The organism is Pelomonas aquatica, assembly GCF_026712205.1.
GTDB classification, from domain to species: Bacteria; Pseudomonadota; Gammaproteobacteria; order Burkholderiales; family Burkholderiaceae_C; genus Pelomonas; species Pelomonas aquatica.
The window spans coordinates 40,087-62,781 of the sequence record NZ_JAPPUW010000024.1; the positions used below are offsets into that span (position 1 = coordinate 40,087).

The following is a 22,695-nucleotide window of genomic DNA, read 5'->3' on the forward strand; positions in this document are numbered from 1 at the left end:
GAATTCAGGAGATCGACATGCCTTTTGACCGCAGCTCGCATCGAGGCTCCAGCCGGCGACATCCCCGCATCCGTCCGCTCGCCTGGGCCATCGCCGCGGCGCTCGCCCCCATCGCGGCCGGCGCGCTGCCGCAGGACGGCGTCGTCAAGCAGGGCGCGGCCACCATCCAGACGCCGCAGACCGGGCTGATGCTGATCAACCAGTCCACCCAGACTGCGGCCGTCGACTGGCGCAGCTTCTCGGTCGGCAAGGGCGAGACCGTCAACATCGTCCAGCCCAACTCGCAGGCGCTGCTGATCAACCGCGTCATCGGCTACGACCCGACGCGCATCCTGGGCCGGATCAACGCCAGCGGCCGCGTCGTGCTCAGCAACCCGCGCGGCGTCTACTTCTCGGCCGACTCGCAGATCGACGTCGGCAGCCTCGTCGCGACGACGCTCGGCATCGGCGATGCCGAGCTGCAAAGCGGCGTGCTGCGCCTGGGCGCATCGACAGGCGGCGCCGGCGAACTGCGCGCCGAGGGCCGCATCCGCGCCGCCGACACCGTGGCCCTCGTCGCGCCTCAGCTCACGGCCAGCGGCAGCATCGAGGCCCGCCGCGTGGCGCTGGCCGCGGCCAGCCAGGTCAGCGTCGACGTCGAGGGCGACGGCCTCGTGCTGTTCAAGGTCAGCAACGACGACAAGCTGCAGACGCGGCTGGGCGCGCTCGGCACCGTCAACGCCACGCAGAGCGCCGAACTGCGCGCCGCGGCCCGCGCCGGCTTCGCCGACACCGTGCTCAACATGGAAGGCATCGTGCGCGCCCGCTCGCTGGAAGGCGTGGCCGGCCGCATCGCCGTGGATGGCGGACCGCAGGGCGTGACCTGGATCAACGGCCGGCTCGACGCCAGCGGCGGCACCGGCCAGGCCGGCGGCGACGTGCTGGTGCAGGGCCAGCGCGTCATGCTCGACGCCCATGCGCAGCTCGACGCCTCGGGCGACACGGGCGGTGGCCGCATCCGCGTCGGCGGCGACTTCCACGGCGCCAACCCCGAGGTGCGCAACGCCGAGATGCTGATCGCGCGGCCGGGCGCGAGCCTCGATGCCGACGCCGTCGCGGGGGGCGATGGCGGCCGGGTCGTGCTGTGGTCGGAGCAGAACACCCTGTTTCTGGGCAGCCTCAGCGCCCGGGCCGGCGCATTGGGAGGCAACGGCGGGCAGGCCGAAATCTCGGGCCGCCACGGGCTGAGCTTCGATGGCATGTCCGACCTCAGCGCACCGCGTGGCCGAGTCGGCCGGTTGCTGCTCGATCCGAACAACATCACCATCGCCTCCAGCGGCTCCGGCCCGATCTCGGGCAACATCAATTTCGATGTCGGCGCCCCAGCGGCCGACCGCACCATCCGCGACAACAACCTTCAGACCCTGTTGGGATCTCAGGACGTGGTCCTGCAAGCCAACAGCAGCATCACCGTCAACAACGGCGTGAGCATCAGCGCCGCGAAGCAGCTCACGCTGCAGGCGGGCGGGAACATCACGGTCAACGGCGCCTCGCTGAGCACCAACGGGCTGAGCCTGTCCGCCAACGACCCGGGCGGCACGCAGACCGGCAGCGGTGCCGTCACCATCGCCAGCACGGCCGCCATCAACGCCGGCAGCGGCGCGCTGAGCATCAGCAACAACGGCGGCACCGGCGTCCACGCGCTCAACACCGACCTGGCCGCCGCCACGCTGAACATCGCGGGCGACTTCACGACCAATGGCGCCGTCCAGCTGACGACATCGGGCACGTCGACGCTGACCAGCAACATCACGCTGGGCGGCAGCCTCACCGTCGCCGGCGCCGGCAGCCTGAGCCTGAACGGCGGCATCGGCGAGTCCTCGGCCAGCGGCATCAGCAAGTCGGGCAGCGGCACGCTCACGCTGGGCGGCACCAACAACTACAGCGGGCTGACCCAGGTCAGTGCCGGCAAGCTCGTGGCGGCCAACGCCGGCGCCCTCGGCAGCACGGCGGCCGGCACCACCGTCGCCAGCGGCGCCGCACTGGAGATCGCCAACGTCAACATCGGCACCGAAGCGCTGACGCTGAGCGGCACCGGCATCAGCAGCGGCGGCGCGCTGGTGGGCAGCGGCACCGCCGCCAGCGGCGGCGCCGTCACGATGGCGGCCAATGCCGGCGTCGGCGTGGCCAGCGGCGGCAGCCTGGCGCTGACCGGCGTCATCGGCGAGAGCGGCGGCGCACGCACCCTGACCAAGGTCGGCAGCGGCACGCTGACCCTGGGTGGCGCGTCGGCCAACACCTACACGGGCATCACCACCGTCAGCGCGGGCACGCTGGTCGCGGCCAAGGCCGCGGCGCTCGGCACGTCCGCCGCCGGCACCACGGTGTCCAGCGGCGCCACGCTGGAGATCAACAACGTCGACATCGGCGCCGAAGCCGTGACCCTGTCCGGCACCGGCGTCGGCGCGGCCGGCGCGCTGGTGGGCACGGGCGCCGGCGCGGCCGTGGCCGCGCTCACACTCGCGGCCGATGCCAGCATCGGCGGCACGGGCACGCTGACCGTGGGCAGCATCGGTGAATCCTCGTCCAGAAGCCTGACCAAGGTCGGCAGCGGCAACCTGGCGCTCACGGCCGGCACCTACACCGGCACGACCACCATCTCGGGCGGAACGCTCACGCTGTCGGCCAGCAATGCGCTGCCCAACACGGCCGTGACGGTCGGCAGCGGCGGCACGCTGGCGATGGGCACGTTCAGCAACACCGTGGCCGGGCTGTCGCTGCAGGGCGGCACCGTCAGCGGCAGCGGCACGCTGACCAGCACCACGGACTTCGACATCCAGGGCGGGTCGGTGGGCGCCAACCTCGCCGGCGCGGTCGGACTGAGCAAAACCACGACGGCCTCGGCCACGCTGTCGGGCAACAACGGCTACACCGGCACCACCGCCATCAGCGGCGGCACGCTGGTGGCCGGCAGCACCACCGCGCTGGGCACGCCCGGCAGCGGCACGACCGTGGCCGGCGGCGCAGCGCTGGAGATCGCCAACGTGAATATCGGTGCCGAGGCGCTGAGCCTGGCCGGCACCGGCGTGAGCGGTGCCGGCGCGCTGGTCGGCACCGGCGCCGGTGCGGCGGCCGGCGGCGCCATCACGCTGACCGCGAACGCCAGCATCGGCGGCTCCGGCACACTGGCGCTGAGCGGCGCCATCGGCGAATCGGTCGGCCCGTTCGCGCTGACCAAGGTCGGCGCCGGCAGCCTGAGCCTGGCCACGGCCGCCACCTACAGCGGCGCCACCGCCATCAGCGCGGGCACGCTGGCCCTGGGCGCCAGCGGCGTGCTGCCGAGCGGCACCAACCTCAGCATCGCCGCCGGCGGCACGCTGGCCATGGGCGCGTTCAACAACACCGTGGCCGGCCTGTCGCTGCAGGGCGGCACGGTCAGCGGCAGCGGCACGCTGACCAGCAGCACGGACTTCGACATCCGCAGCGGCAGCATCAATGCCGTGCTGGCCGGCTCGGTCGGCGTGAACAAGACCACCACCGGCACCGCGACGCTGAGCACGGCGGCGGCCTACACCGGCGCGACATCGATCAACAGCGGCACGCTGGCCCTGGGCGCCAGCGGCGTGCTGCCCAGCGGCACCAGCCTCAGCATCGCCACCGGCGGCACGCTGGCCATGGGCGCGTTCAACAACACCGTGGCCGGCCTGTCGCTGCAGGGCGGCACGGTCAGCGGCAGCGGCACGCTGACCAGCACCACGGGCTTCGACATCCGCAGCGGCAGCGTGAACGCGGTGCTGGCCGGCGGCGTGGGCCTGAACAAGACCACCACCGGCACGGCCACGCTGGCCGGCCTCAACAGCTACACCGGCACCACCGCGGTGTCGGCCGGCACGCTGGCCGCCGGCGTGTCCAACGCCCTGCCCGGCGGCAGCACCGTCACGGTGGGCAGCGGCGCCACGCTGGACCTGGGCGTCTTCAACAGCAACGTGGCGGGGCTCTCGCTGCAGGGCGGCACGGTGAACGGCAGCGGTGCGCTGAACAGCACGACGGCCTTCGACATCCAGGCCGGCACGGTGAACGCCGCGCTGTCCGGCGGTGTGGGGGTGAACAAGACCACCTCAGGCACGGCCACGCTGGCGGGCAACAACACCTACACCGGCAGCACCGCCATCACGGCCGGCACGCTGGTGGCCGCCCATGCCAACGCGCTGGGCGCCAGCACCACCGGCACCACGGTCAGCGCGGGCGCGTCGCTGCAGATTGCCAACGTCGGCATCCTGGCGGAGCCGATCACCATCCAAGGCAACGGCGTGGCCGGGGCCGGCGCCCTGATCGGCACCGGCATCTTCGCGGCGGCCGGCGGCCCCATCACGATGACCGGCAACGCCAGCGTCGGCGGCACCGGCACGCTGACGCTCAATGGCGCCATCGGCGAAGCCGTCGGCCCGTTCTCGCTGACCAAGGTCGGCAGCGGCACCGTCGTTCTCGGCGCGGCCGGCAGCTACACCGGCAGCACCACCATCTCGGCCGGCACGCTGACGCTGGCGGCGGCCAATGTGCTGCCCGCCGGCACCAGCGTCACCGTCAACGCCGCCGGCACGCTGAACCTCGGCGCCGTCAACCAGAATGTCGCGGCCCTGTCGCTGCAGGGCGGCACGGTGGGCGGCACCGGCACCATCACCAGCAGCAGTGCCTACGACATCCAGAGCGGCACGGTCGGCGCCAACCTGGCCGGCAGCGCCGCGCTGAACAAGACCACGGCGGCCACGGCCACGCTGACCGGCAGCAACAGCTACACCGGCACCACCACCATCAGCGCCGGCACGCTGGCCATCGGCAACGGCGGCAGCACCGGCACGCTGGGCACGGGCGCCGTGGTCGGCGCGGGCACGCTGGCCTTCAACCGCAACGATGCCATCACGGTCGCCAACGCCATCGGCGGCGGCCTGAGCCTGAGCCAGCAGGGGCTCAACACCCTCGCGCTGACGGGCGCCAACACCTACACCGGCAGCACCACCACCGCGGTCGGCTCGACGCTGGCCGTCGGCAACGGCGGCACCACCGGCACGCTGGGTTCGGGCGCGGTGACGGGCTCGGGCCTGCTGGCGTTCAACCGGGCCGACAACGTCGTGGTGGCCAACGCCATCGGCGACAACCTGCGTCTGAGCCAGACCGGCACCGGCACGCTGACGCTGACCGGCGCCAACACCTACGGCGGCACCACCACGATCGCCTCGGGCAGCACGCTGGTGGTGGGCAGCGGCGGCACGACCGGCACCCTCGGCGCCGGCGCCATCACCACCAACGGCACGCTGGCCTTCAACCGCAGCGACGCCGTCACGGTCGCCAACGCCATCGACGGCAGCGGCGGCCTGCAGGCCCTGGGCACCGGCACGGTGGCCCTGACCGCCACCAACAGCTACACCGGCACGACCACCATCGCGTCCGGCAGCACGCTGTCGATGGGCAATGGCGGCGGCACCGGCACGCTGGGCAGCGGCGCGGTGACCGACAACGGCACGCTGCTGCTCAACACCACCGCCGCGCGCACCCTCGCCAACGCGATCAGCGGCAGCGGCGCGCTGGTCAAGCAGGCCGGCGGCTACATCACGCTGACCGGCAACAACAGCTACACCGGCACCACCACCATCAGCGTCGGCGGTCTGCAGCTGGGTGCCGGCGGCATCACCGGCACGCTGGGCAGCGGCGCAGTCGTGAACAACGACACCCTGGATTTCAACCGCAGCGACACGCCGACCCTGCCCAACGCCATCAGCGGCACCGGCGTGCTGAACCAGCGCGGCAGCGGCACGCTGGTCGTGACCGGCAACAACAGCTACGGCGGCCAGACCACCATCTTTGCCGGCGGCACGGTGGACGTCGGCGGCGGCGGCGGCAGCGGCTCGCTGGGCACCGGCCTCATCGCCAATGACGGCCTGCTGCGCTTCACCCGCAATGACCCGCTGCTGCTGCTGAGCCAGAGCGTCGCGGGCTCGGGCACGCTGGTGCAGGCCGGCACGGGCGTGCTCAAGGTGGACATCCCGCGCACGGTGGTCCAGAGCAACGTCCAGGTCCTGTCCGGCCAGCTGACCCAGGCCGGACCGGGCACCTTCTCGGGCGGCGGTGCGGCGCTGCTGGTGGACGGCGCGGCCTCGGTGTTCAACGCCGGCACGGCGGCTGCCGGCTTCGGCAGCGTCACGGCGCGCAATGGCGGCAGCGTGAGCGGCACCGGCATCGTGACGGCCGCCAGCTACGCGCTGCAGAACGCCAGCATCGCCGGCGCGCTGGGCGCGGGCAGCCTGAGCGTGACCGGCGCCACGACGCTGTCCGGCACCAGCGGGGCGCAGCAGGTCAACGTGAACACGGGCGGTGCGCTGACCCTCAGCGGCAGCGGCGGCCGCCTGACCGGCACGCCCGTCGTCAACGTGGCCAGCGGCGCCACGCTGACCCTGGCCGGCAACGAAACGGCCGCCACGTTGGCCGTCGCCGGCACGCTGGCCAAGGCCGGCGCGACCGGCACGCTGACCGCCGCCACCTACGCCCTCAACGGCGGCGCCAGCATCAGCGCCGATCTCGGCACCGGCACGCTGACGAGCAACGGCGGCGCCACGCTCTCCGGCGTCTCCAGCGCCACGGCGGTCAACGTGGCCGGCGGCACGCTGAGCCTGGGCACGGCCTACCGCTTTGCCAACGCCCCGGCCATCACCGTGGCCGGCGGCGCCACGCTGAAGCTCAACGGCAACGAGAACATCTCGACCGGCAGCCTGGACCTGAGCGGCACGCTGGACGTGACCCACCCCGGCGACACGCTGGTGGCCGGCAGCTATGCGCTGCACAACGGCGCTCTCGTGAACGCCTCGCTGGGCATCGGCACCGTCAACAGCGACGGCGCCGCCGTCACGGTCAACGCCGCGATGACGGCGGCCACCGTCAACGTGCTGTCCGGCCGCCTGATCCTCGGCGGCGCCAACCTGCTGGCCGCCGGCGCGACGCTGAACGTCGGCGCGCCGGCCGCCCTCAGGCTCGGTGGCGACGCCACCATCACCCAGCTCAACCTGTCCGGCCAGCTCGAAGCCGCCACACCGTCCACGCTGACCGCGACGGCGGGCTATGCGCTCAACGGCGGCACCACGCTCGCCAACGCCAATCTGGGCGGCCAGGGCGCGCTGACGGCCTCCGGCACCAGCACGCTCAACGGCACCCTCGGCACGCCGACGCTGACCGTTGCCAGCCACGGCACGCTGATCCTCGCCGCGCCGGACAACCGGCTGACGGGTGCCCCCGCCATCACCGTCAGCAGCCATGGCACGCTGACGCTGCAGGGCAACAACTCGGCGACCTCCATCAGCCTCGGCGCCAGCGCCGTCGTCAACGGCAGCGGCTCCCTCAGCGCCACCAACTACGTGCTGGACAACGCCACCTACGACGGCAATCTGACCGGCGGCTCGCTGATCAGCCGCAACACCAGCGTGCTCAACGGCCAGTCCTCCGCCACCAGCGTCACGGTGGAGACCGGCTCGCTCACGCTGGGCGCGGCCGACCGCTTCACGCTGCTGCCCAATGTCGTCATCAACAGCGGCGCCAGCCTGACCCTCGGCGGCCGCCAGCACTTCGGCTCGCTCGCGGGCGGGGGCCATCTGGAGCTGGCCGACTACACGCTGACGACCGGCTCCACGCAGTCGACGCTGTTCAGCGGCTGGGTCAGCGGCAGCGACAGCGCAGCGCTGGTGAAGGACGGCGCGAGCACCACCTTCACGCTGCCGGGCGGCAGCATCACCAGCGGCCTGACCCGGGTGCAGGCGGGCACGCTGCAGCTGGCGGGCAACGACGGGCTGCTGGCGAACACCAACATGGTCGTCGACGGCGGGGCCACACTGCTGGTCAACGGCAAGGAGGCCCTCAAGAGCCTCACGGCATCCGGCACGCTGGACCGGACCGGCGCGACCGACGCCCTCATCGTCAACACCGCCGTGCTCAACGACGGCGCCCTGGTCCGCGCCAACCTGAGCAGCGCGGCGGGCACGACCAGCAACGGCCACGTGACGCTCAGCGGCACGTCCTCCGGCAGCCTCACGGTGGCGTCCGGGACGTTCACGCTGAGCAGCGCCGACCGGCTGGACGACCACAGCGCCGTCACCGTGGCCTCCGGCGCCACGCTGCAGCTCAACGGCAGCGACACCGTCGGCAGCCTGACCAGCGCGGGCACCATCGCCAGGACGGCTGCCACCGACACCCTCACCGGCCTGGGAGGCTACGTCCTCAACGACGGCGCCGTCGTCAACGCCAACCTCGGCACCGGCACCCTGAGCAGCCATGGCGCCGCCACGCTGAACGGCACATCGGGCGCCGGCCTGGTCGTCGTGATCGACGGCCAGCTCCGCCTGGGCGCGGCCAACCTGCTCGCCAATACGGCGACGGTGAGCGTGAATGCCGGCGCCACGCTGCTGCTCAACGGCAGCGAAACCGTCGGCGGCCTGAGCAACAGCGGCGCCCTGGCGCGAACCCAAGCCAGCGACACTCTCACCGCGACGTCCTACGGCCTGGGCGGCGGCTCGGTCACCGACGCCAACCTGGGCACCGGCACATTGAACGTCTTCGGCACGGCCTCGCTCAACGGCACGGCCGCGGCCGCCACCGTCAGGATCGTCGGCGGCACGCTCAACCTGGGCTCGGCCGACCGCCTCGCCAATACCGCGGACCTGAGCATCGCCAGCGGCGCGGCGCTGCACCTCAACGGCAGCAACACGGTGGCCAGCCTGACCAGCGCGGGCGGCGTGGCCGGCACCGCCGCCACCGACACCCTCACCGCCGCCACCTACGCGCTCAACGACGGCAGCCTCGTCAATGCCAAGCTCGGCACCGGCAGCCTCAGCAGCAATGGCCAGGTCGTGCTGAACGGCCAGTCGGCGGCCGGCACGGTCAACGTCGCCAGCGGCCAGTTGGCCCTGGGCGGCGCCGACCGGCTGAGCAGCACCGCGGCCGTCACGATCGCCGGCGGCGCCACGCTGCGCCTCAACGGCGGCAACGCCGTCGCCAGCCTCAGCAGCGCCGGCACGCTGGCCGGCACCGGCGCGGCCGACACGCTGAGCGCCGCCACCTACGCCCTCAACGACGGCGCCGTCGTCAACGCCAACCTCGGCAACGGCAGCCTCACGAGCAAGGGCGCCGTGGCACTGAACGGCACGGCGGCGGCCACCGCGGTCAACGTCGCCAGCGGCATGCTGAGCCTGGGTGCCGCCAACCGCCTGGCCGCCGCAGCCGCCGTCGGCATCGCCGGCGGCGCCACGCTCAAGCTCAACGGCAGCGACAGCATCGGCACGCTGACCAGCGCCGGCACGGTCGCCGGCACCGGCGCCGGCGACACGCTCACCGCCACCGGCTATGCGCTGAACGACGGCGCCGTCGTCAACGCCAACCTCGGCGCCGGCACGCTGGCCAGCAACGGCGCCGTCGCCCTCAACGGCACGTCCACCGCCACGACGGTCAATGTCGCGACCGGCACGCTGACGCTGGGTGCGGCTGACCGCCTGGCCGGCAACGCCGCCGTCACGGTGGCGAGCGGCAGCACGCTCAAGCTCAATGGCAACGACACCGTCGGCAGCCTCGTCAGCACCGGCACGCTGGCCAGGAGCGGCGCCAACGACACGCTCACGGCCACCGGCTACGCGCTCGGCGACGGCGCCGTCGTCAACGCCAACCTCGGTGCCGGCGCGCTGAGCAGCAACGGCCATGTCGCGCTGAACGGCACGTCCGCCGCCACCGGCGTCACCATCGCCACCGGCACGCTGACGCTGGGCGCCGCCGACCGCCTGGGCGGCGGCGGCGCCATCACCATCGCCAGCGGCGCCACGCTGAAGCTCAACGGCAACGACAGCGTCGGCAGCCTCACGTCCGCCGGCCTGCTGGACAAGACCGGCGCCGGCGACACGCTGACCGCCGCCAGCTATGCACTGAACGACGGCGCCGTCGTCGCCGCCAACCTCGGTGCCGGCGCGTTGACCAGCAGCGGTGCCGTCGCCCTCAACGGCAGCGCGGGCGCCAACGTCAACGTCGCCAGCGGCACGCTGACGCTGGGCGCCGCCGACCGCCTGGCCGGCAGCGCCGCGGTGAGCGTCGCCAACGGCGCCACGCTGAAGCTCAACGGCAACGACACCGTCGGCACGCTGACCAGCGCCGGCACGATCGCAGGCAGCGGCGCGGGCGACACGCTCAGCGCGTCCAGCTACATGCTGAACGATGGCGCGGCCGTCACCGCCAAGCTCGGCGCCGGCACGCTGACAAGCCACGGCGCCGTCGCCCTCGGCGGCACGTCCGCCGCCACGACGGTCAACGTCGCCACCGGCACGCTGAGCCTGGGCGCGGCCGACCGCCTGGCCGACACCGCCGCCGTCACCATCGCCAACGGCGCCACGCTCAAGCTGAGCGGCAACGACACGGTCGGCACGCTGGCCGTCGCCGGCACGCTGGACCGGACCGGCGCCGCCGACACGCTGAGCGCCGCCACGACGACGGCCGGCAACGGCGCCCGGCTGCTCGCCAGCCTCGGCGGCGGCAGCCTGGCCACCAGCGGCGCCGTCTACATCTCCGGCAACGCCGGCGTGCAGACGCTCAAGGTCAACGGCGGCACGCTGCAGCTGGACGGCAGCAACCAGCTCGGCGCCGCCCCGGCGACGACGCTGGCCGCCGGCGCCACGCTGGCGCTGAACGGCAGCCAGACGCTGGGCAGCCTCGGCGGCACCGGCGCGATCACGTCCAGCGGCGGCACGCTGGCCATCGGCAGCCGCGGCGACAGCCAGTACGACGGCGCCTACAGCGGCGCCGGCACGCTGCGCAAGGAAGGCGCCGGCACGCTGATCCTGACCGGCAACAACAGCTACACCGGCAGCACGCAGATCGCCGCCGGCACGCTGCAGGTCGGCGCGGACGGCAGCAGCGGCTCGCTGGGCAGCGGCGCGGTCGACGACGCCGGCCTGCTGCGCCTGCAGCGCAGCGACGCGGTCACGCTGAACCAGGCCGTCTCCGGCAGCGGCAGCGTCGAGCAGGCCGGCATCGGCTCGCTGACGCTGGCCACCGCGCTGCAGACCACCGGCACCACCAAGGTCAGCAAGGGCGGCCTCGTCACCACGGGCGACGAGCGCATCGCCAACACCAGCGATGTCGTCGTCGACGCCGGCGCGCAGCTCCGGCTGGGCGGCAACGAGACCCTGGGCTCCCTCACCAGCGCGGGCCATGTGGTGCTGCAGGGCAACCTCGGCAGCGCCGGCGACGTGAAGGTCGGCGGCATCCTCAGCCTGACCGGCAGCGGCCCGCAGACGCTCAGCGTCGCCCACCTGGACGCGCAGAACACCGCCAATGCGCTGGGCAGCCAGCCGCTGTCGCTGACCGCGCAGTCCGTGCGGCTCAAGACCGCCGACAACGCCGCGCTCAAGCTCGGCGCCGTCAGCCTCGCGGCGGACTCCGCGATCTCTGCCGGCACCATCGAGCTGACCGGCAACGTCGCGCTGACCGGCGGCACCACCACCCTGATGGCCGCTGCCGCGCCCGCCGCCTACGCGGCCGAGGCCGGCAAGCAGGCCGCCAACGCGCAGCAGCTCGCCGTCGCCGGCGCCACCATCAGCCAGACCGGCGGCCTCATCCATGCCAGCTCGGGCGCGCTGGCCCTGCAGGCCAAGGGCGGCGGCTCCATCACGCTGCTGGACGGCGCGGCCAACGACCTCAGCGGCGGCATCTCCGCCGTCAGCGGCAGCGCCGGCGCGGCGTGGAGCGCCAACTCCAGCGCCGACCAGGCGGCGGCGCAGCAGAGCCGCATCAGCCTCGGCGGCGACGCGCTGCGCGTCAACGGCGCGGGCATCGACGGCGACCTCGTCGTCATCGACGCCGCCAAGCTCGGCGCCGCGGCCGGCAGCGTCATCCGCGCCCGCCTGCCCTACAGCTCGGCGCTGGGCTTTGCCGTGCAGCTGCCGGGCCTGACGCTGAAGCTGCGCGACCCGGCGTTCACGCAGACCTACAGCTTCGGCGCCCCCGGCGACGGCAATGCGCTGGGCATCGACGTCGGCAGCAGCGTCGCGACCATCCCGGCCGGCTTCATGACCATCCTGCCCAAGAAGCCGACCAACCTCGGCGCCACGGCGGTCTATGCCAACGGGCCGGCGGTCGGCACCAACGGCTACCAGTTCTTCTACGACGGCGCCCGCCGCAGCACCGAGGTGCCGGTGGTGTACAACGGCATCGCGCCGTCCACGCCGGAGGCCCAGGGCTCCATCTCCGCCACCGTCGCGGTGTCGGAGGGGGCCCGCAAGGACCGTTTCGAGGAAGCGGTCCGGACCGAGAACGTCGCCATCCGCCTGCGCGCCGGCGTCATCGCGGAAGTCGGCGCCGGCCGCCCGGCCACCGTCGGCAAGGAAGGCATCCGCCCGCCCGAGGGCTGCACGCCGGCCGCGACGCTCGGCTGCGAGCCATGAGTCCCAACCCAGGCCCACCGATCATGACCCCCGACAGCCCCGCGGATCTCCGCCGCCGCACCGTGCTCGAAGCCCTGCCGGCCCTGATCGCCGGCACGCCGGCGCTGAGCCAAGCCCAGCCGGGCGAGGACGATCTGTTGCCCACGACCCGCCTCGCGCTGCTCGTCGGCAACCGCGACTACCCCGAGCCCGACGACCTGCCGCCCACGCACAAGAACGTGCACGACCTGCGCGCCGCGCTGGAGCAGCGCGGCTTCAGCGTCACCGACGCGCTGGACATCGACGCCGCCAGGACCCGCCAGGCCATCGCGGCCTTCGCGGCCAGCGTCAGGTCCGGCCCGCCGGACACGGTCGCCTTCTTCTATTTCACCGGCCACGGCCTGCAGCTGGACGCCGAGAGCCTGCTCGTCGGCGCCGGCACCAGCCCCAAGGCCAGGGCCGAAGTGCTGGGCCACAGCAGCATCAGCGTCATCAAGGACGTCGTCGAGCGCATGCCTGCACGCCCCAACGCGCTGACCATCGCCGTCATCGACGCCTGCCGCACCAATATCCGCGCGGCCGTGCAGGCCAGCGACGGCCTGAACCAGATCGAGGTGCCGCCGGGCTTCCTGGTGGCCTTCTCCACCGGCGCCGGCAAGCCCGCCATCGCGCCCGCCTCGGCCAACCTGAGCACCTTCTACACCGCCTCGCTGGTCAAGATGCTCAACGTCGCCGACGAGGAGGCGACCTGGTCGGACTTCTTCTCCATCGTGCGGCTGGACGTGCTCAACACGATGCGCCACCACCCGGTCGAGGCGGTGCGCGCGCTGGCGCAGGACTCCTTCATCGCCAAGGACGTGCGCCGCCCGGTGACGCTGGCGCTGCCGGCCCGGCCCGACAGCGCCCCGCCGCCGGCACCGCCGCGCGCACCCGACGACCTGGAGGACTGGGCCGCCGTCGACCGGAACCTCTGGCCGCAGGAGGTCTCGCAGCTCGCGGACGGCTATCTGCAACGCCACCCCCAGGGCCGCCGCGCCACCGCCGCGCTGGCCGCCCGCGAAGGCGCCAGGGAGGCCAGCCAGGTGCTCAAGCGCGCCGACGTGCGCCTGTACCGGACCGCCTTCAACGTCGCCGAAGGCATGCCCGGGGAGCTGCGCGCCGACATCCACAAGTCGGCCCGCGGCGACAAGGACGCCGCCGCCCGCGTGGCCCGCAGCTACCGCGACGCCAACACGCCGTCCGCGCCGGGCCGCTACGAAGGCTGGCTGCAGTACGCGGCCGGCCTGGGCAACGGCATCGCCGCCTACGAACTCGCGCTGCACTACCGCCGCAGCGCCCAGCCGCTGCTGGCCTCCCAATTCGAGTCGCGCGCCCGCGAACTGGGGTATACACCGCCGCCAACGCTGGATCACTATCGCAAATGATCCCGGGCGGCACGAATGCCCCCTGACCATGTCCGACACCCTCGCAGGCCCACTCGACCCCGCCCTCGTCGCCCTCATCGAAGCCGGCTGGCCCGACATGGCGGCGCGGCTGGGCGAGCGCCGCGAGGCCTTCGTCGAGCGCGTCGGCGAGCAGGCGCGCTCGCAAGGGCTGCTGGACGTCGACAGCGCCGCGCGCTACCTGAACCTGTGCTTCGCCTTCGGCCCGGCCTTCGAGACGCGGCCCGAGAACGAATGGGCGCTGGCGCTGCTGGTGGACGAGCGCCTGGGCAACTGGGTCAAGCTGCACCAGCTGGTGCGCGCCGGTGCCGAGGAACTGGCGCGCCGCGGCGGCGAGGCGCAGCTGCTGCTCGCCAACGACGCGCGCCTCGTCGATGCGCTCGACCGGCGCGCCCGGGTCGACGACGACACGCCGCCGCTGCCGCGCAAGGCCTGCGACATCGAGGCGCTGGAGTTCCGCGCGCTGGACCTCGACTGGCGCCGCGAATACCGCCTCGAAGGCGGCGCCTGGCAACACCTGCCCGGTCCGCCCGCGCCGCCGGCGCTGCGCGTCGGCGCCGGCGAACCCACGGTGGAGCGCCTGTGCCTGCTGAGCCAGGCCGCCAGCGAAGGCCCGCAGACGCGGCTGCAGGTCCGCCAGGCGCAGCACGGCCAGTGCGGCCTGCCGGTGCCACATCCGCAGCTGCGCTGGCTGGGCGGCCACGGGCTGATGGCCTGCCAGGGCCATGCCGCGCAGACCACCAGCTGGAGCGTTGCTGCGCTGCCGCCGCCCGCCGCGCCGCCGGGCTGGGGCGCGCTGCTGCTGCAGGAGCCCGCCCCCGAGCTGACGCTGCTGGAGCTGAACAGCTGCGGCCTGCGCGACCGCGGCGTGCCGCTGGGCTCGCAGCATCTGCAGGTCTGGTCGTGGCCGGCCCAGCAGTGGCTGCTGACCTGGCAGCGTGACCGCCTGCTGGAGCAGACCTGGCCGCGCCAGACCTCCGCGCCGCCGCTGCCGCCCGCGTCGCAGGGCCTGCGCGTGCGGCTCGCGCGCGACGGTGCGCCGCGTGCCGCGCCCAGGTGGGGCGAAGGCCTGGGCCCCGGCATCGAGGCCGCGCTGATGGCGGGTGCCGAGAAGCTGTTCGGCGCCTGGTCGGCCAGTGCGCAGTCGCCGCGCATGAGCCTGCGCGCCGGGCTGTTCAACGGCCACGCCGCGATGAGCTGGGGCCTGCGCGAGAGCCCTGCCGGCCTGAACGCCGACCCGCTGCTGCGCGTCGTCGGCGACTTCAAGCTGGGCATGACGCTGGACCTCGTGCTGACCGGCGAGATCGAGCAGGCCGGCACGCGCACCCAGCTGAGCCTGCGCATCGCGCTGTCCACCGAGCTGGCGCTGCAGCTGAACCGCGACAGCGCCGAGCCGCCGCTGGCCGAGGTGCTGGAGCCGGTGCAGCAGCGCATCCGCTGCCCGGTCACGCTGGAGTTCACGCCGCTGGCCAGCGAGACCGGCCTGCTGTGGAGCGAGTTCGGCCCGCCCACCGGCGCGCTGGTCGGCGCCTTCGGGCTGCGGCAGAGCCCGCAGGGCGGCGGCGCCTGGCAATGGTTCCTGCAGCTGGCGCTGGAGCCCGTCGTCGCGCCGATGGCCGTGCAGGATCCGCTGCTGGGCCGCAGCGGCCAGCATGTCGCGCTGCTCGGCTCCGTGCCGTTGCTGGACTGGAGCCTGGGCTGATGGAACGCCTGCTCATCCTGCGACTCCAGGCCCGGGGCGTGGCCGCCCAGGCGCGCCTGAACGGCTTCACGCTGGCCGAGGTCGGCGCCGCCGGCGGCGTGCAGGCGCTGGCCGTCCACGAGTTCACGCTGGCCGGCGCCAACCGGCTGGAGCTGGTCATCGAGCCCGCCGCGCCGGCGCCCGAGCCCCGGCTGTCCGACGGCCCGCGCGCCGCCCGCGTGCAGCTGCTGCTGCCGCGCGTGGGCCAGGCCGCCGGCGACGAGCAGTCGCGCTGCCTCGCGACGCTGGACTGGGCCGTGCAGGACGGCGAGCTCTACCGCGCCCACGCCGTCGTGCAGCAGGAGGTCGACATCCCGGTCAAGTTCCCGCGCTGGCGCTGGCAGGACGCGCCGCCGCTGCCCGAGCTGGGCACGCTGACCGCGCCGGTGCTGGCCTTCGCGCAGGAGCAGGCGCTGGCGCTGGCCCAGGGCGACCCGGAACCCTGGCTCGTGGCCGCGCGGCTGCGCTTCGAGGAACTGGCCGCCGCCTACCAGCGCAAGCCGGCCGACGACCTGGCCCGCTGGCGCGCCCGCGTGCAGCTGCTGCACGCGCAGAAGGCGCTGCGCGGCTCGCTGCCCTCGGCGGCGACGCTGAAGCTGCGCGCCACGGCCGACGGCCGCCTCGTCGAATGCCTATCGACCGAAGGCGGCCCGCTGCTGCAGTTCGACCGGCCCGACGGCGGCAAGGTCTCGATGCCGATGCGCATCGCCGTCGTCGACGGCCGGCTCTACGTGCTGCGCTGACGCTGTCGTATGCTCTTTCCGGCTCGTCCAGAACCCCAGGAAAACAAGGGAACCCGCGAATGATCGTGCTGTCCGTCAGCAGCTACAACGGCGCGCCGACCGAGCCGCGCGAAGCCAGCTTCGACGAACTGGGCGGCACCATCGGCCGCGCCACCACCAACCAGTTGGTGCTGCCCGACCCCGACCGCACCATCTCGCGCGTGCATGCCCAGGTGGTGCTGCGCAACGGCGCCTTCGCCGTCGTCGACCGCGGCAGCAACGCCATCAGCGTCAATGGCGCGCCGCTGGGCAACGGCCGCGAGGCGCCGCTGAAGCCGGGCGACACGCTCAATGTCGGCGGCTATGTGATCCGGGTGCGCGCCGGCCACCAGACCGTCGCCAAGGATCCGTTCGGCGACCTGTTCGGCAGCCCCACGACCCGTGCGCCCTCGCCGCCTCCGCCTGCGGCGGCGCCGGCATTCTTCGCACCGCCGCCACCGGCGCCCGCGCCCGCCGCGTCGATGGGCGCCATCCCTGCCGACTGGGACCCCTTCGCGCCGGAGATGCCCACCAGCGGCGTCACCATCGGCCACATCATCTCCACGCCCAGCGACCCGCTCGGGCTGGGTGCGCCGGCCCAGGCGCCGCTGTCGGCCGGCCCGTCGCTGGACGATCTGTTCGGCCTCGGGCCGATGGGCGCCGCACCGGCGGACCCGCTGGGCGTGCTGAGCGCAGCGCCGCCAGCGGCCAACACCGCCGCCGACGCCGACCCGCTGCGCGCGCTGATGCAGCCCGCGCGCGCGCCCCAGCTGCTGCCGGCCGACACCGTCTCCGACCTCCAGCTGCCCTGGCAAGCCGCGCTGACGCCGCCGTCCGTGACCACGCCGGCCACGCCCGCCGGCGCCGTGCTGTCCTGGGACGAATCCATGCAGGACAACAAGGTCATCACGCTGCCCGATGTCCGCCATTTGGAAGGCAACAACAACGCGCCGCCGCCCAGCGGCCCGGTCCAGGCCCCAGCGCCGGTCGCCGCCCCGACCGGCGACACGACTGCGCTGCTGGATGCGCTGCTGACCGGCCTGGGCCTGCCGACGCGGCCGCTGCAGACGCTGACGCCGGCCACGATGCGGCTCATCGGCGAGCTGCTGCGCGAATCGACCCGCGGCGCCGTGGAGCTGCTGCGCGCGCGCGCCGCGCTGAAGCAGGAGGTGCGTGCCCAGGTGACGATGATCGTCACGCGGGACAACAACCCGCTGAAGTTCTCGCCCAATGTCGACGCGGCGCTGACCCATCTGCTGGGCCCGGCAGCCGCCGGCTTCATGCCGCCGGCGCGCGCGATGCGCGACGCCTTCGACGACCTGCGCGCCCACGAGATCGGCGTCATGGCCGGCATGCGCGCGGCGCTCGACGGCGTGCTGGCCCGCTTCGACCCGGCCGCCCTCGACAGCGCCATCACCAAGCGCGGTGCGCTCGCCGCGCTGCTGCCGGGCTCGCGCAAGGCGCAGCTGTGGGAGCAGTTCCAGCAGCTGTACACCCAGCTGTCGCGCGAGGCGGCGGACGATTTCCACACCTTGTTCGGCAAGGCCTTCCTGCAGGCCTACGAGGCCCAGCTCGACGCGCTGGAAGCCGAGCCGGGCCCCGGCCACGCGTCGGGCCGCTGAAGAGGCCGCCATGCTGGCCATGGAGGTCGCCATCCTGTCCGAACGCGGCGGGCGCCCCTACAACGAAGACGCCTGCGGCCACTGGCATTCCAGGCGCCATCTCGCCTGCGTGCTGGCCGACGGCGCCGGCGGCCACGGCGGCGGCGATGTCGCGTCGCGCCTCGCGGTGCAGAGCCTGCTCGCCGCCATCCAGGCCCACCCGGACGACTGCGGCGAGCAGCTCGCCGGCCTCGTGCGCCAGACCAACCAGGCCATCCTCGACCAGCGCCAGGCCGGCACGCGCAGCGCCGACATGCACAGCACCGTCGTCTGCCTGGTCGTGGACTTCATCGAGCACCGCGCCTACTGGGCCCACGCGGGCGACTCGCGGCTGTACTGGTTCCGCAACGGGCGGCTCAACAGCCGCACGCTGGACCACAGCCTGGTGCAAGGCCTCGTCGAAGCCGGACTGGTGCAGGCGGCCGAGCTGCGTCACCACCCGCGCCGCAGCGAGCTGCGCTCCGCGCTGGGCACGCGGCCCGACGAACTGGACGTCAGCGCCGGCCCCGGCCCGGTCGACCTCGCCGCGGGCGACTGCTTCCTGCTGTGCAGCGACGGCCTGTGGGAGAACCTCGACGACCAGGATCTCGAAACCACGCTGGCCGCCGCGCAGGCGCCCGGCGCCTGGCTGGACGCCTTGCGCCGCCGCGTCACGGCGGCCACCGCGGGCAAGCCCGGCTACGACAACTTCAGCGCGATGGCGCTGTGGCTGAGCCAACCCCATTTCTGAGTGGAGGCCGCGATGCCCTTCCAATGTTGCATGGGCTCTCAGATGAAGTGCAGCATGGGCGCTTCGCCGAGCGCCCTGATCCCGACGCCCAAGCCGATCATGACCAACAACAAGGTCGCGGCGAACATCATGGATCACATCTCCATCGCCAACATCCCGCCGTTCGGCGTGTGCAAGAGCCTGGCCAACCCGACCGTGGCCGCCGCGACCGCCGCCGCGATGGGCACGCTGACCCCCATGCCCTGCGTCCCCGCCACGCCGGCGCCGTGGGTGCCCGGCGCGCCGACCGTGCTGGTGGCCAACTTCCCGGCACTGGACAACACCAGCAAGCTCATGTGCCTGTGGGCCGGTGTCATTGAATTCAGTGACGCCGGCCAGACCAATCATCAGATCCCCTGAAACCCCAGGCCTGGCCTGAGAGGCTAGGGGTTCGGCGCAGCCAAACGACAACGCCGCCCGAAGGCGGCGCTGCGCAGAGCCGGGCGAGGCTCAGGGAGGCGTCTGGCGGCCGATCTCGACACGGCGGTTTTCGGCGGCGAACGGATCCTTCACCTTGGGTTCGCTGGCACCCAGGCCCACGGCCGTCAGCATGCTCTCCTCGGCGCCATGAGCGACCAGGTAGCGCTTGACCTCTTCCGCGCGCTTCTGCGAGAGGGTCTGGTTGGCCTCGGTGGCGCCGGAGGCGTCGGCGTGGCCTTCGATACGCACCGTCTTGCCACTGCCGCGCTTGGCTGCAAGGGCCTCGGCGAACACATCGAGCTGCTTGCGCAGGCCGTCGGGGATTTCGGCCGAGCCGACCTTGAAGGCCAGCGCCGGCAACGAGAAGCGCACCGCAGGCTTGAAGCCCATGCACTTGAAGCCGGCCGCGACCAGTTGTTCGCAGGCATCTTCCGGGAACAGGCCTTCCTTGACCGCGCCGACGCTCGGCACGCCATTGCCGACGTCAACGGTCTCCTGGGCCTGCGCAGCGCCACCGGCCAGCATGGCGGCCGTCAGAAGGAACAAAGGCAGCGGACGACGAGCAAACATGGCGAACTCCCGGTCAATCTTGCCCGGCCAACACAGAATTGCGCATGCCGGCACCGCAACACTCGCAATGGATGGCGAAGGCGTCTACAAATCATAGCCTTCGGCCTGCGCGGACAACACCCTTGAATGTTCGGAACCGGGTTCGGCCCCCTGTCCCGGTGACACAGGCGCCGTGTATCGTTCGCGCCGGACGCTGACCGCCCGTTGCGCTGCCATCCTCAGAACCGCGAGTCCTTCTCTTTGCTTTCAACCCTATGACCCGGCATAACAAAGTGATGTGGACGGAGGGCATGTTCCTGCAGCCCCAGCACTTCCAGCAGCAGGAACGTTATTTTTCACGCCAGCTGGACGCCCGCCTGGCCTGCGCCAGCCTGCATCCGGAAGGCTTCATGACGCTGCAGATCGACCAGCCGGCGCTGCTGCAGGGCCAGCTGGCGCTGACCGGCGCCACCGGCGTCATGCGCGACGGCCTGGCGTTCGCGATGCCCGACGACGAGCCCGCCCCACCCGCGCTGGACATCCCCGCCGACACGCGCGACGAGCTGGTGCTGCTGGCCGTCGCGCGCGCGGAGCCCGGCGTCGCGGAAAGCGACGTCGAGGGCGAGCAGGCCGGCATGCCGCCGCGCTATCACGCGCTGGAGCTGTCCGTCGCCGACGGCCATGCGCGCAAGCTCAGCGAGGCGCCGATCCAGATCGGCCGGCTCAACCTGCGCCTGGTGCTGGAGAGCCGCGCCGGCAACGGCTTCGTGGGCCTGGGCGTGGCGCGCATCGTCGAGCGCCGCGCGGACGGCCGCGTCGTGCTGGACCCGCGCTACGTCCCGCCGACGCTGCAGGTCAGCGAGCAGGTGCAACTGGAGGGCTGGCTGCGCGAGGTGCTGGGCATGCTGCACCAGCGCGGCGAGGCGCTGGCGGCGCGGCTGGCGCAACCGGGCCGCGCCGGCGTCGGCGAGATCGCCGACTTCCTGCTGCTACAGACCGTCAACCGCCACGAGCCGCTGTTCGACCACGCGCGCCAGCTGCGGCCGCTGCACCCCGAGCGGCTGTACGCGATGTGCCTGGCGCTGGCCGGCGAGCTGGCCTGCTTCCGCGACAAGCGCCGCCCGCCGAGCTTCCCGGTCTACGCCCACCACGACCTCGCCGGTTGTTACGAGCCGGTGCTGGCCGACATCCGCCAGTCGCTGTCCATGGTCATGGAGCAGTCGGCCATCCCGATCGAGCTGCAGGACCGCAAGTACGGCGTGCGCGTGGCCGTCATCGCCGATGCCGAGCTGCGCCGCAGCGCCAGCTTCGTGCTGGCCGTCAATGCGCAGATGCCGGGCGACGCGGTGCGCGCGCGCTTCCCGACGCAGGTCAAGATCGGCCCGGCCGAGAAGATCCGCGACCTCGTCAACCTGCAGCTGCCGGGCGTCACGCTGCGGCCCATGCCGGTCGCACCGCGGCAGATCCCCTACCACGCCGGCTTCAACTACTTCGAGCTGGAGACGCGCGGCAACGAGATGTGGAAGCAGCTCGAAACCTCCGGCGGCCTGGCGATGCACATCGCCGGCGAGTTCCCCGGGCTCGAACTTGAGCTCTGGGCCATTCGCTAATTCTGGGAGGCCAGGTCCATGAACGAGAACGACCCCTTCTCGGCCTTCGAGCAGGAACGCACCATCATCAAGCCCGGCGCCGGGCGTGCCGCGCCGGCGACGACGCAGGTGCAAGGCCCCGCATCGACGGCGCCGGCCGCTGCCGCGCTGCCCGATGACCTGCCGCTGCCGCAAGGCCTGAACCCGCTGCTGCAACTGGCCGCGCCGCTGCTGTCCACCGCGAGCCAGCTGCGGTCCATGCCCCAGCACCCCAACCCGGCCGGGCTGCGCGCGGCGCTGATCGAGTCGGTCAAGCGCTTCGAGCGCCAGGCGCAGGCGAAAGGCCTGCCGGCCGAGCACGTCGTCGCGGCGCGCTACATCCTGTGCAGCTTCATCGACGAGTGCGCGTCCAGCACGCCCTGGGGCGGCTCGGGCGCCTGGTCCAGCCAGAGCCTGCTGGTGCACTTCCACAACGAGAGCTGGGGCGGCGAGAAGGTCTTCCAGTTGCTCGGCAAGCTGGCCGAGAACGTCGCCGGCCAGCGCCCGCTGCTGGAGCTGCTGCAGGTCGTGCTGGCGCTGGGCTTCGAGGGCCGCTACCGCGTGCTCGACAACGGCCGCGCGCAGCTGGACAGCGTCGGCGAGCGCCTGGCCAGCCTGCTGCGCGAGCAGGCCGGGCCGCCGCTGCGCGAGCTGTCGCCGCAGTGGCGCGGCGTCGCGCTGGGCCAGGCCAGGCTGGCCGACGGCCTGCCGCTGTGGGTGCTGGCCGCGCTGACGGCCGGCCTGCTGCTGCTGGTATTCATCGCGCTGCGGCTGTCGCTGCACGCACGCACCGACGCCACCTTCGACACGCTGCAGGCCATGGACGTGCGCGCCGCCGCGCTGACGCCGCCACCGCCCCCGCCGGCCGCCGCGCCACGCCTGGCCGCGCTGCTGCAAGCCGCCATCGCGCGCGGCGCGCTGCAGGTGCAGGACCTGGCCGACAAGTCCATCGTGACCATCGCCGGCGACGGCTTCTTCGAGCCCGGCAGCGCCGAGGTCGCCAGTGGCGTGAAGCCGCTGCTGGCCGAGATCACCGCGGCGCTGGCGCAGTTGCCGGGACAGGTCACGGTCACCGGCCACACCGACAACCAGCCGATCCGCTCGCTGCGCTTCCCGTCCAACTTCGACCTGTCGCGCGAGCGCGCCGAGGCCGTGCGCCAGCTGTTGCTGCCCACGCTGGGCGGCCAGCGTCTGCGCGCCGAGGGCGTGGCCGACAGCCGCCCCGTCGCCGACAACGCCACGCCGGCCGGTCGCGCACGCAACCGCCGCGTCGAAATCACGCTCGCCGTCCAGGGCAACTGAAGC

At 73.1% G+C, this 22,695-nt stretch carries 10 protein-coding genes; 9 read left to right on the top strand and 1 reads right to left on the bottom strand.

All coding sequences use genetic code 11. The features are described from left to right. The first annotated feature begins 17 nt into the window (after positions 1–17). Genes NYP07_RS20360 through NYP07_RS20390 form a run of 7 tightly spaced genes read left to right on the top strand, consistent with a single transcriptional unit; the run spans position 18 to position 19,153 of the window. Positions 18–12,440 (top strand): autotransporter-associated beta strand repeat-containing protein, encoded by a 12,423-nt coding sequence (locus tag NYP07_RS20360; RefSeq protein ID WP_268153569.1) that lies wholly within the window; start codon positions 18–20, stop codon positions 12,438–12,440. Between the two features lie 23 nt (positions 12,441–12,463). Beyond that, on the top strand, positions 12,464–13,843 hold the full coding sequence (locus tag NYP07_RS20365) for a caspase family protein (RefSeq protein ID WP_268153570.1): 1,380 nt from the start codon (positions 12,464–12,466) through the stop codon (positions 13,841–13,843). 28 nt (positions 13,844–13,871) lie between these two features. Then, positions 13,872–15,563: a hypothetical protein gene (locus NYP07_RS20370; protein ID WP_268153571.1), complete on the top strand. Its 1,692-nt coding sequence runs from the start codon at positions 13,872–13,874 to the stop codon at positions 15,561–15,563. Continuing rightward, on the top strand, positions 15,563–16,345 hold the full coding sequence (locus NYP07_RS20375) for a hypothetical protein (RefSeq protein WP_268153572.1): 783 nt from the start codon (positions 15,563–15,565) through the stop codon (positions 16,343–16,345). The genes NYP07_RS20370 and NYP07_RS20375 overlap by 1 nt, the downstream gene beginning before the upstream one ends. 59 nt (positions 16,346–16,404) lie before the next feature. Next, positions 16,405–17,985, top strand: a complete 1,581-nt coding sequence (tagH, locus tag NYP07_RS20380; protein WP_268153573.1) for a type VI secretion system-associated FHA domain protein TagH — start codon at positions 16,405–16,407, stop codon at positions 17,983–17,985. A 10-nt stretch (positions 17,986–17,995) separates the two neighbouring features. Continuing rightward, complete coding sequence (locus NYP07_RS20385; RefSeq protein ID WP_268153574.1) at positions 17,996–18,754, top strand: PP2C family protein-serine/threonine phosphatase; 759 nt, start codon at positions 17,996–17,998, stop codon at positions 18,752–18,754. A gap of 12 nt (positions 18,755–18,766) precedes the next feature. Beyond that, positions 18,767–19,153 (top strand): DUF4280 domain-containing protein, encoded by a 387-nt coding sequence (locus NYP07_RS20390; RefSeq protein ID WP_268153582.1) that lies wholly within the window; start codon positions 18,767–18,769, stop codon positions 19,151–19,153. 90 nt (positions 19,154–19,243) lie between these two features. Here the strand turns inward: NYP07_RS20390 and NYP07_RS20395 are convergent, their stop codons facing one another. Next, complete coding sequence (locus NYP07_RS20395) at positions 19,244–19,783, bottom strand: OmpA family protein (protein WP_268153575.1); 540 nt, start codon at positions 19,781–19,783, stop codon at positions 19,244–19,246. 254 nt (positions 19,784–20,037) lie between these two features. Between NYP07_RS20395 and tssK the strand changes: the two genes are divergently transcribed. Together tssK and tssL are read left to right on the top strand one after the other, a co-directional pair. Further along, positions 20,038–21,372, top strand: coding sequence for a type VI secretion system baseplate subunit TssK (tssK, locus tag NYP07_RS20400; protein WP_268153576.1), 1,335 nt, complete (start codon positions 20,038–20,040; stop codon positions 21,370–21,372). Positions 21,373–21,390: 18 nt separating this feature from the next. After that, on the top strand, positions 21,391–22,692 hold the full coding sequence (tssL, locus tag NYP07_RS20405) for a type VI secretion system protein TssL, long form (protein ID WP_268153577.1): 1,302 nt from the start codon (positions 21,391–21,393) through the stop codon (positions 22,690–22,692). Positions 22,693–22,695 lie beyond the last annotated feature (3 nt).

Excerpts from the sequence above, each read along its gene's own strand:
- NYP07_RS20360 (WP_268153569.1), top strand. The coding sequence starts at position 18 with ATGCCTTTTGACCGCAGCTCGCATCGAGGCTCCAGCCGGCGACATCCC.
- NYP07_RS20365 (WP_268153570.1), top strand. The coding sequence starts at position 12,464 with ATGACCCCCGACAGCCCCGCGGATCTCCGCCGCCGCACCGTGCTCGAA.
- NYP07_RS20370 (WP_268153571.1), top strand. The coding sequence starts at position 13,872 with ATGTCCGACACCCTCGCAGGCCCACTCGACCCCGCCCTCGTCGCCCTC.
- NYP07_RS20375 (WP_268153572.1), top strand. The coding sequence starts at position 15,563 with ATGGAACGCCTGCTCATCCTGCGACTCCAGGCCCGGGGCGTGGCCGCC.
- tagH (WP_268153573.1), top strand. The coding sequence starts at position 16,405 with ATGATCGTGCTGTCCGTCAGCAGCTACAACGGCGCGCCGACCGAGCCG.
- NYP07_RS20385 (WP_268153574.1), top strand. The coding sequence starts at position 17,996 with ATGCTGGCCATGGAGGTCGCCATCCTGTCCGAACGCGGCGGGCGCCCC.
- NYP07_RS20390 (WP_268153582.1), top strand. The coding sequence starts at position 18,767 with ATGCCCTTCCAATGTTGCATGGGCTCTCAGATGAAGTGCAGCATGGGC.
- NYP07_RS20395 (WP_268153575.1), bottom strand. The coding sequence starts at position 19,783 with ATGTTTGCTCGTCGTCCGCTGCCTTTGTTCCTTCTGACGGCCGCCATG.
- tssK (WP_268153576.1), top strand. The coding sequence starts at position 20,038 with ATGACCCGGCATAACAAAGTGATGTGGACGGAGGGCATGTTCCTGCAG.
- tssL (WP_268153577.1), top strand. The coding sequence starts at position 21,391 with ATGAACGAGAACGACCCCTTCTCGGCCTTCGAGCAGGAACGCACCATC.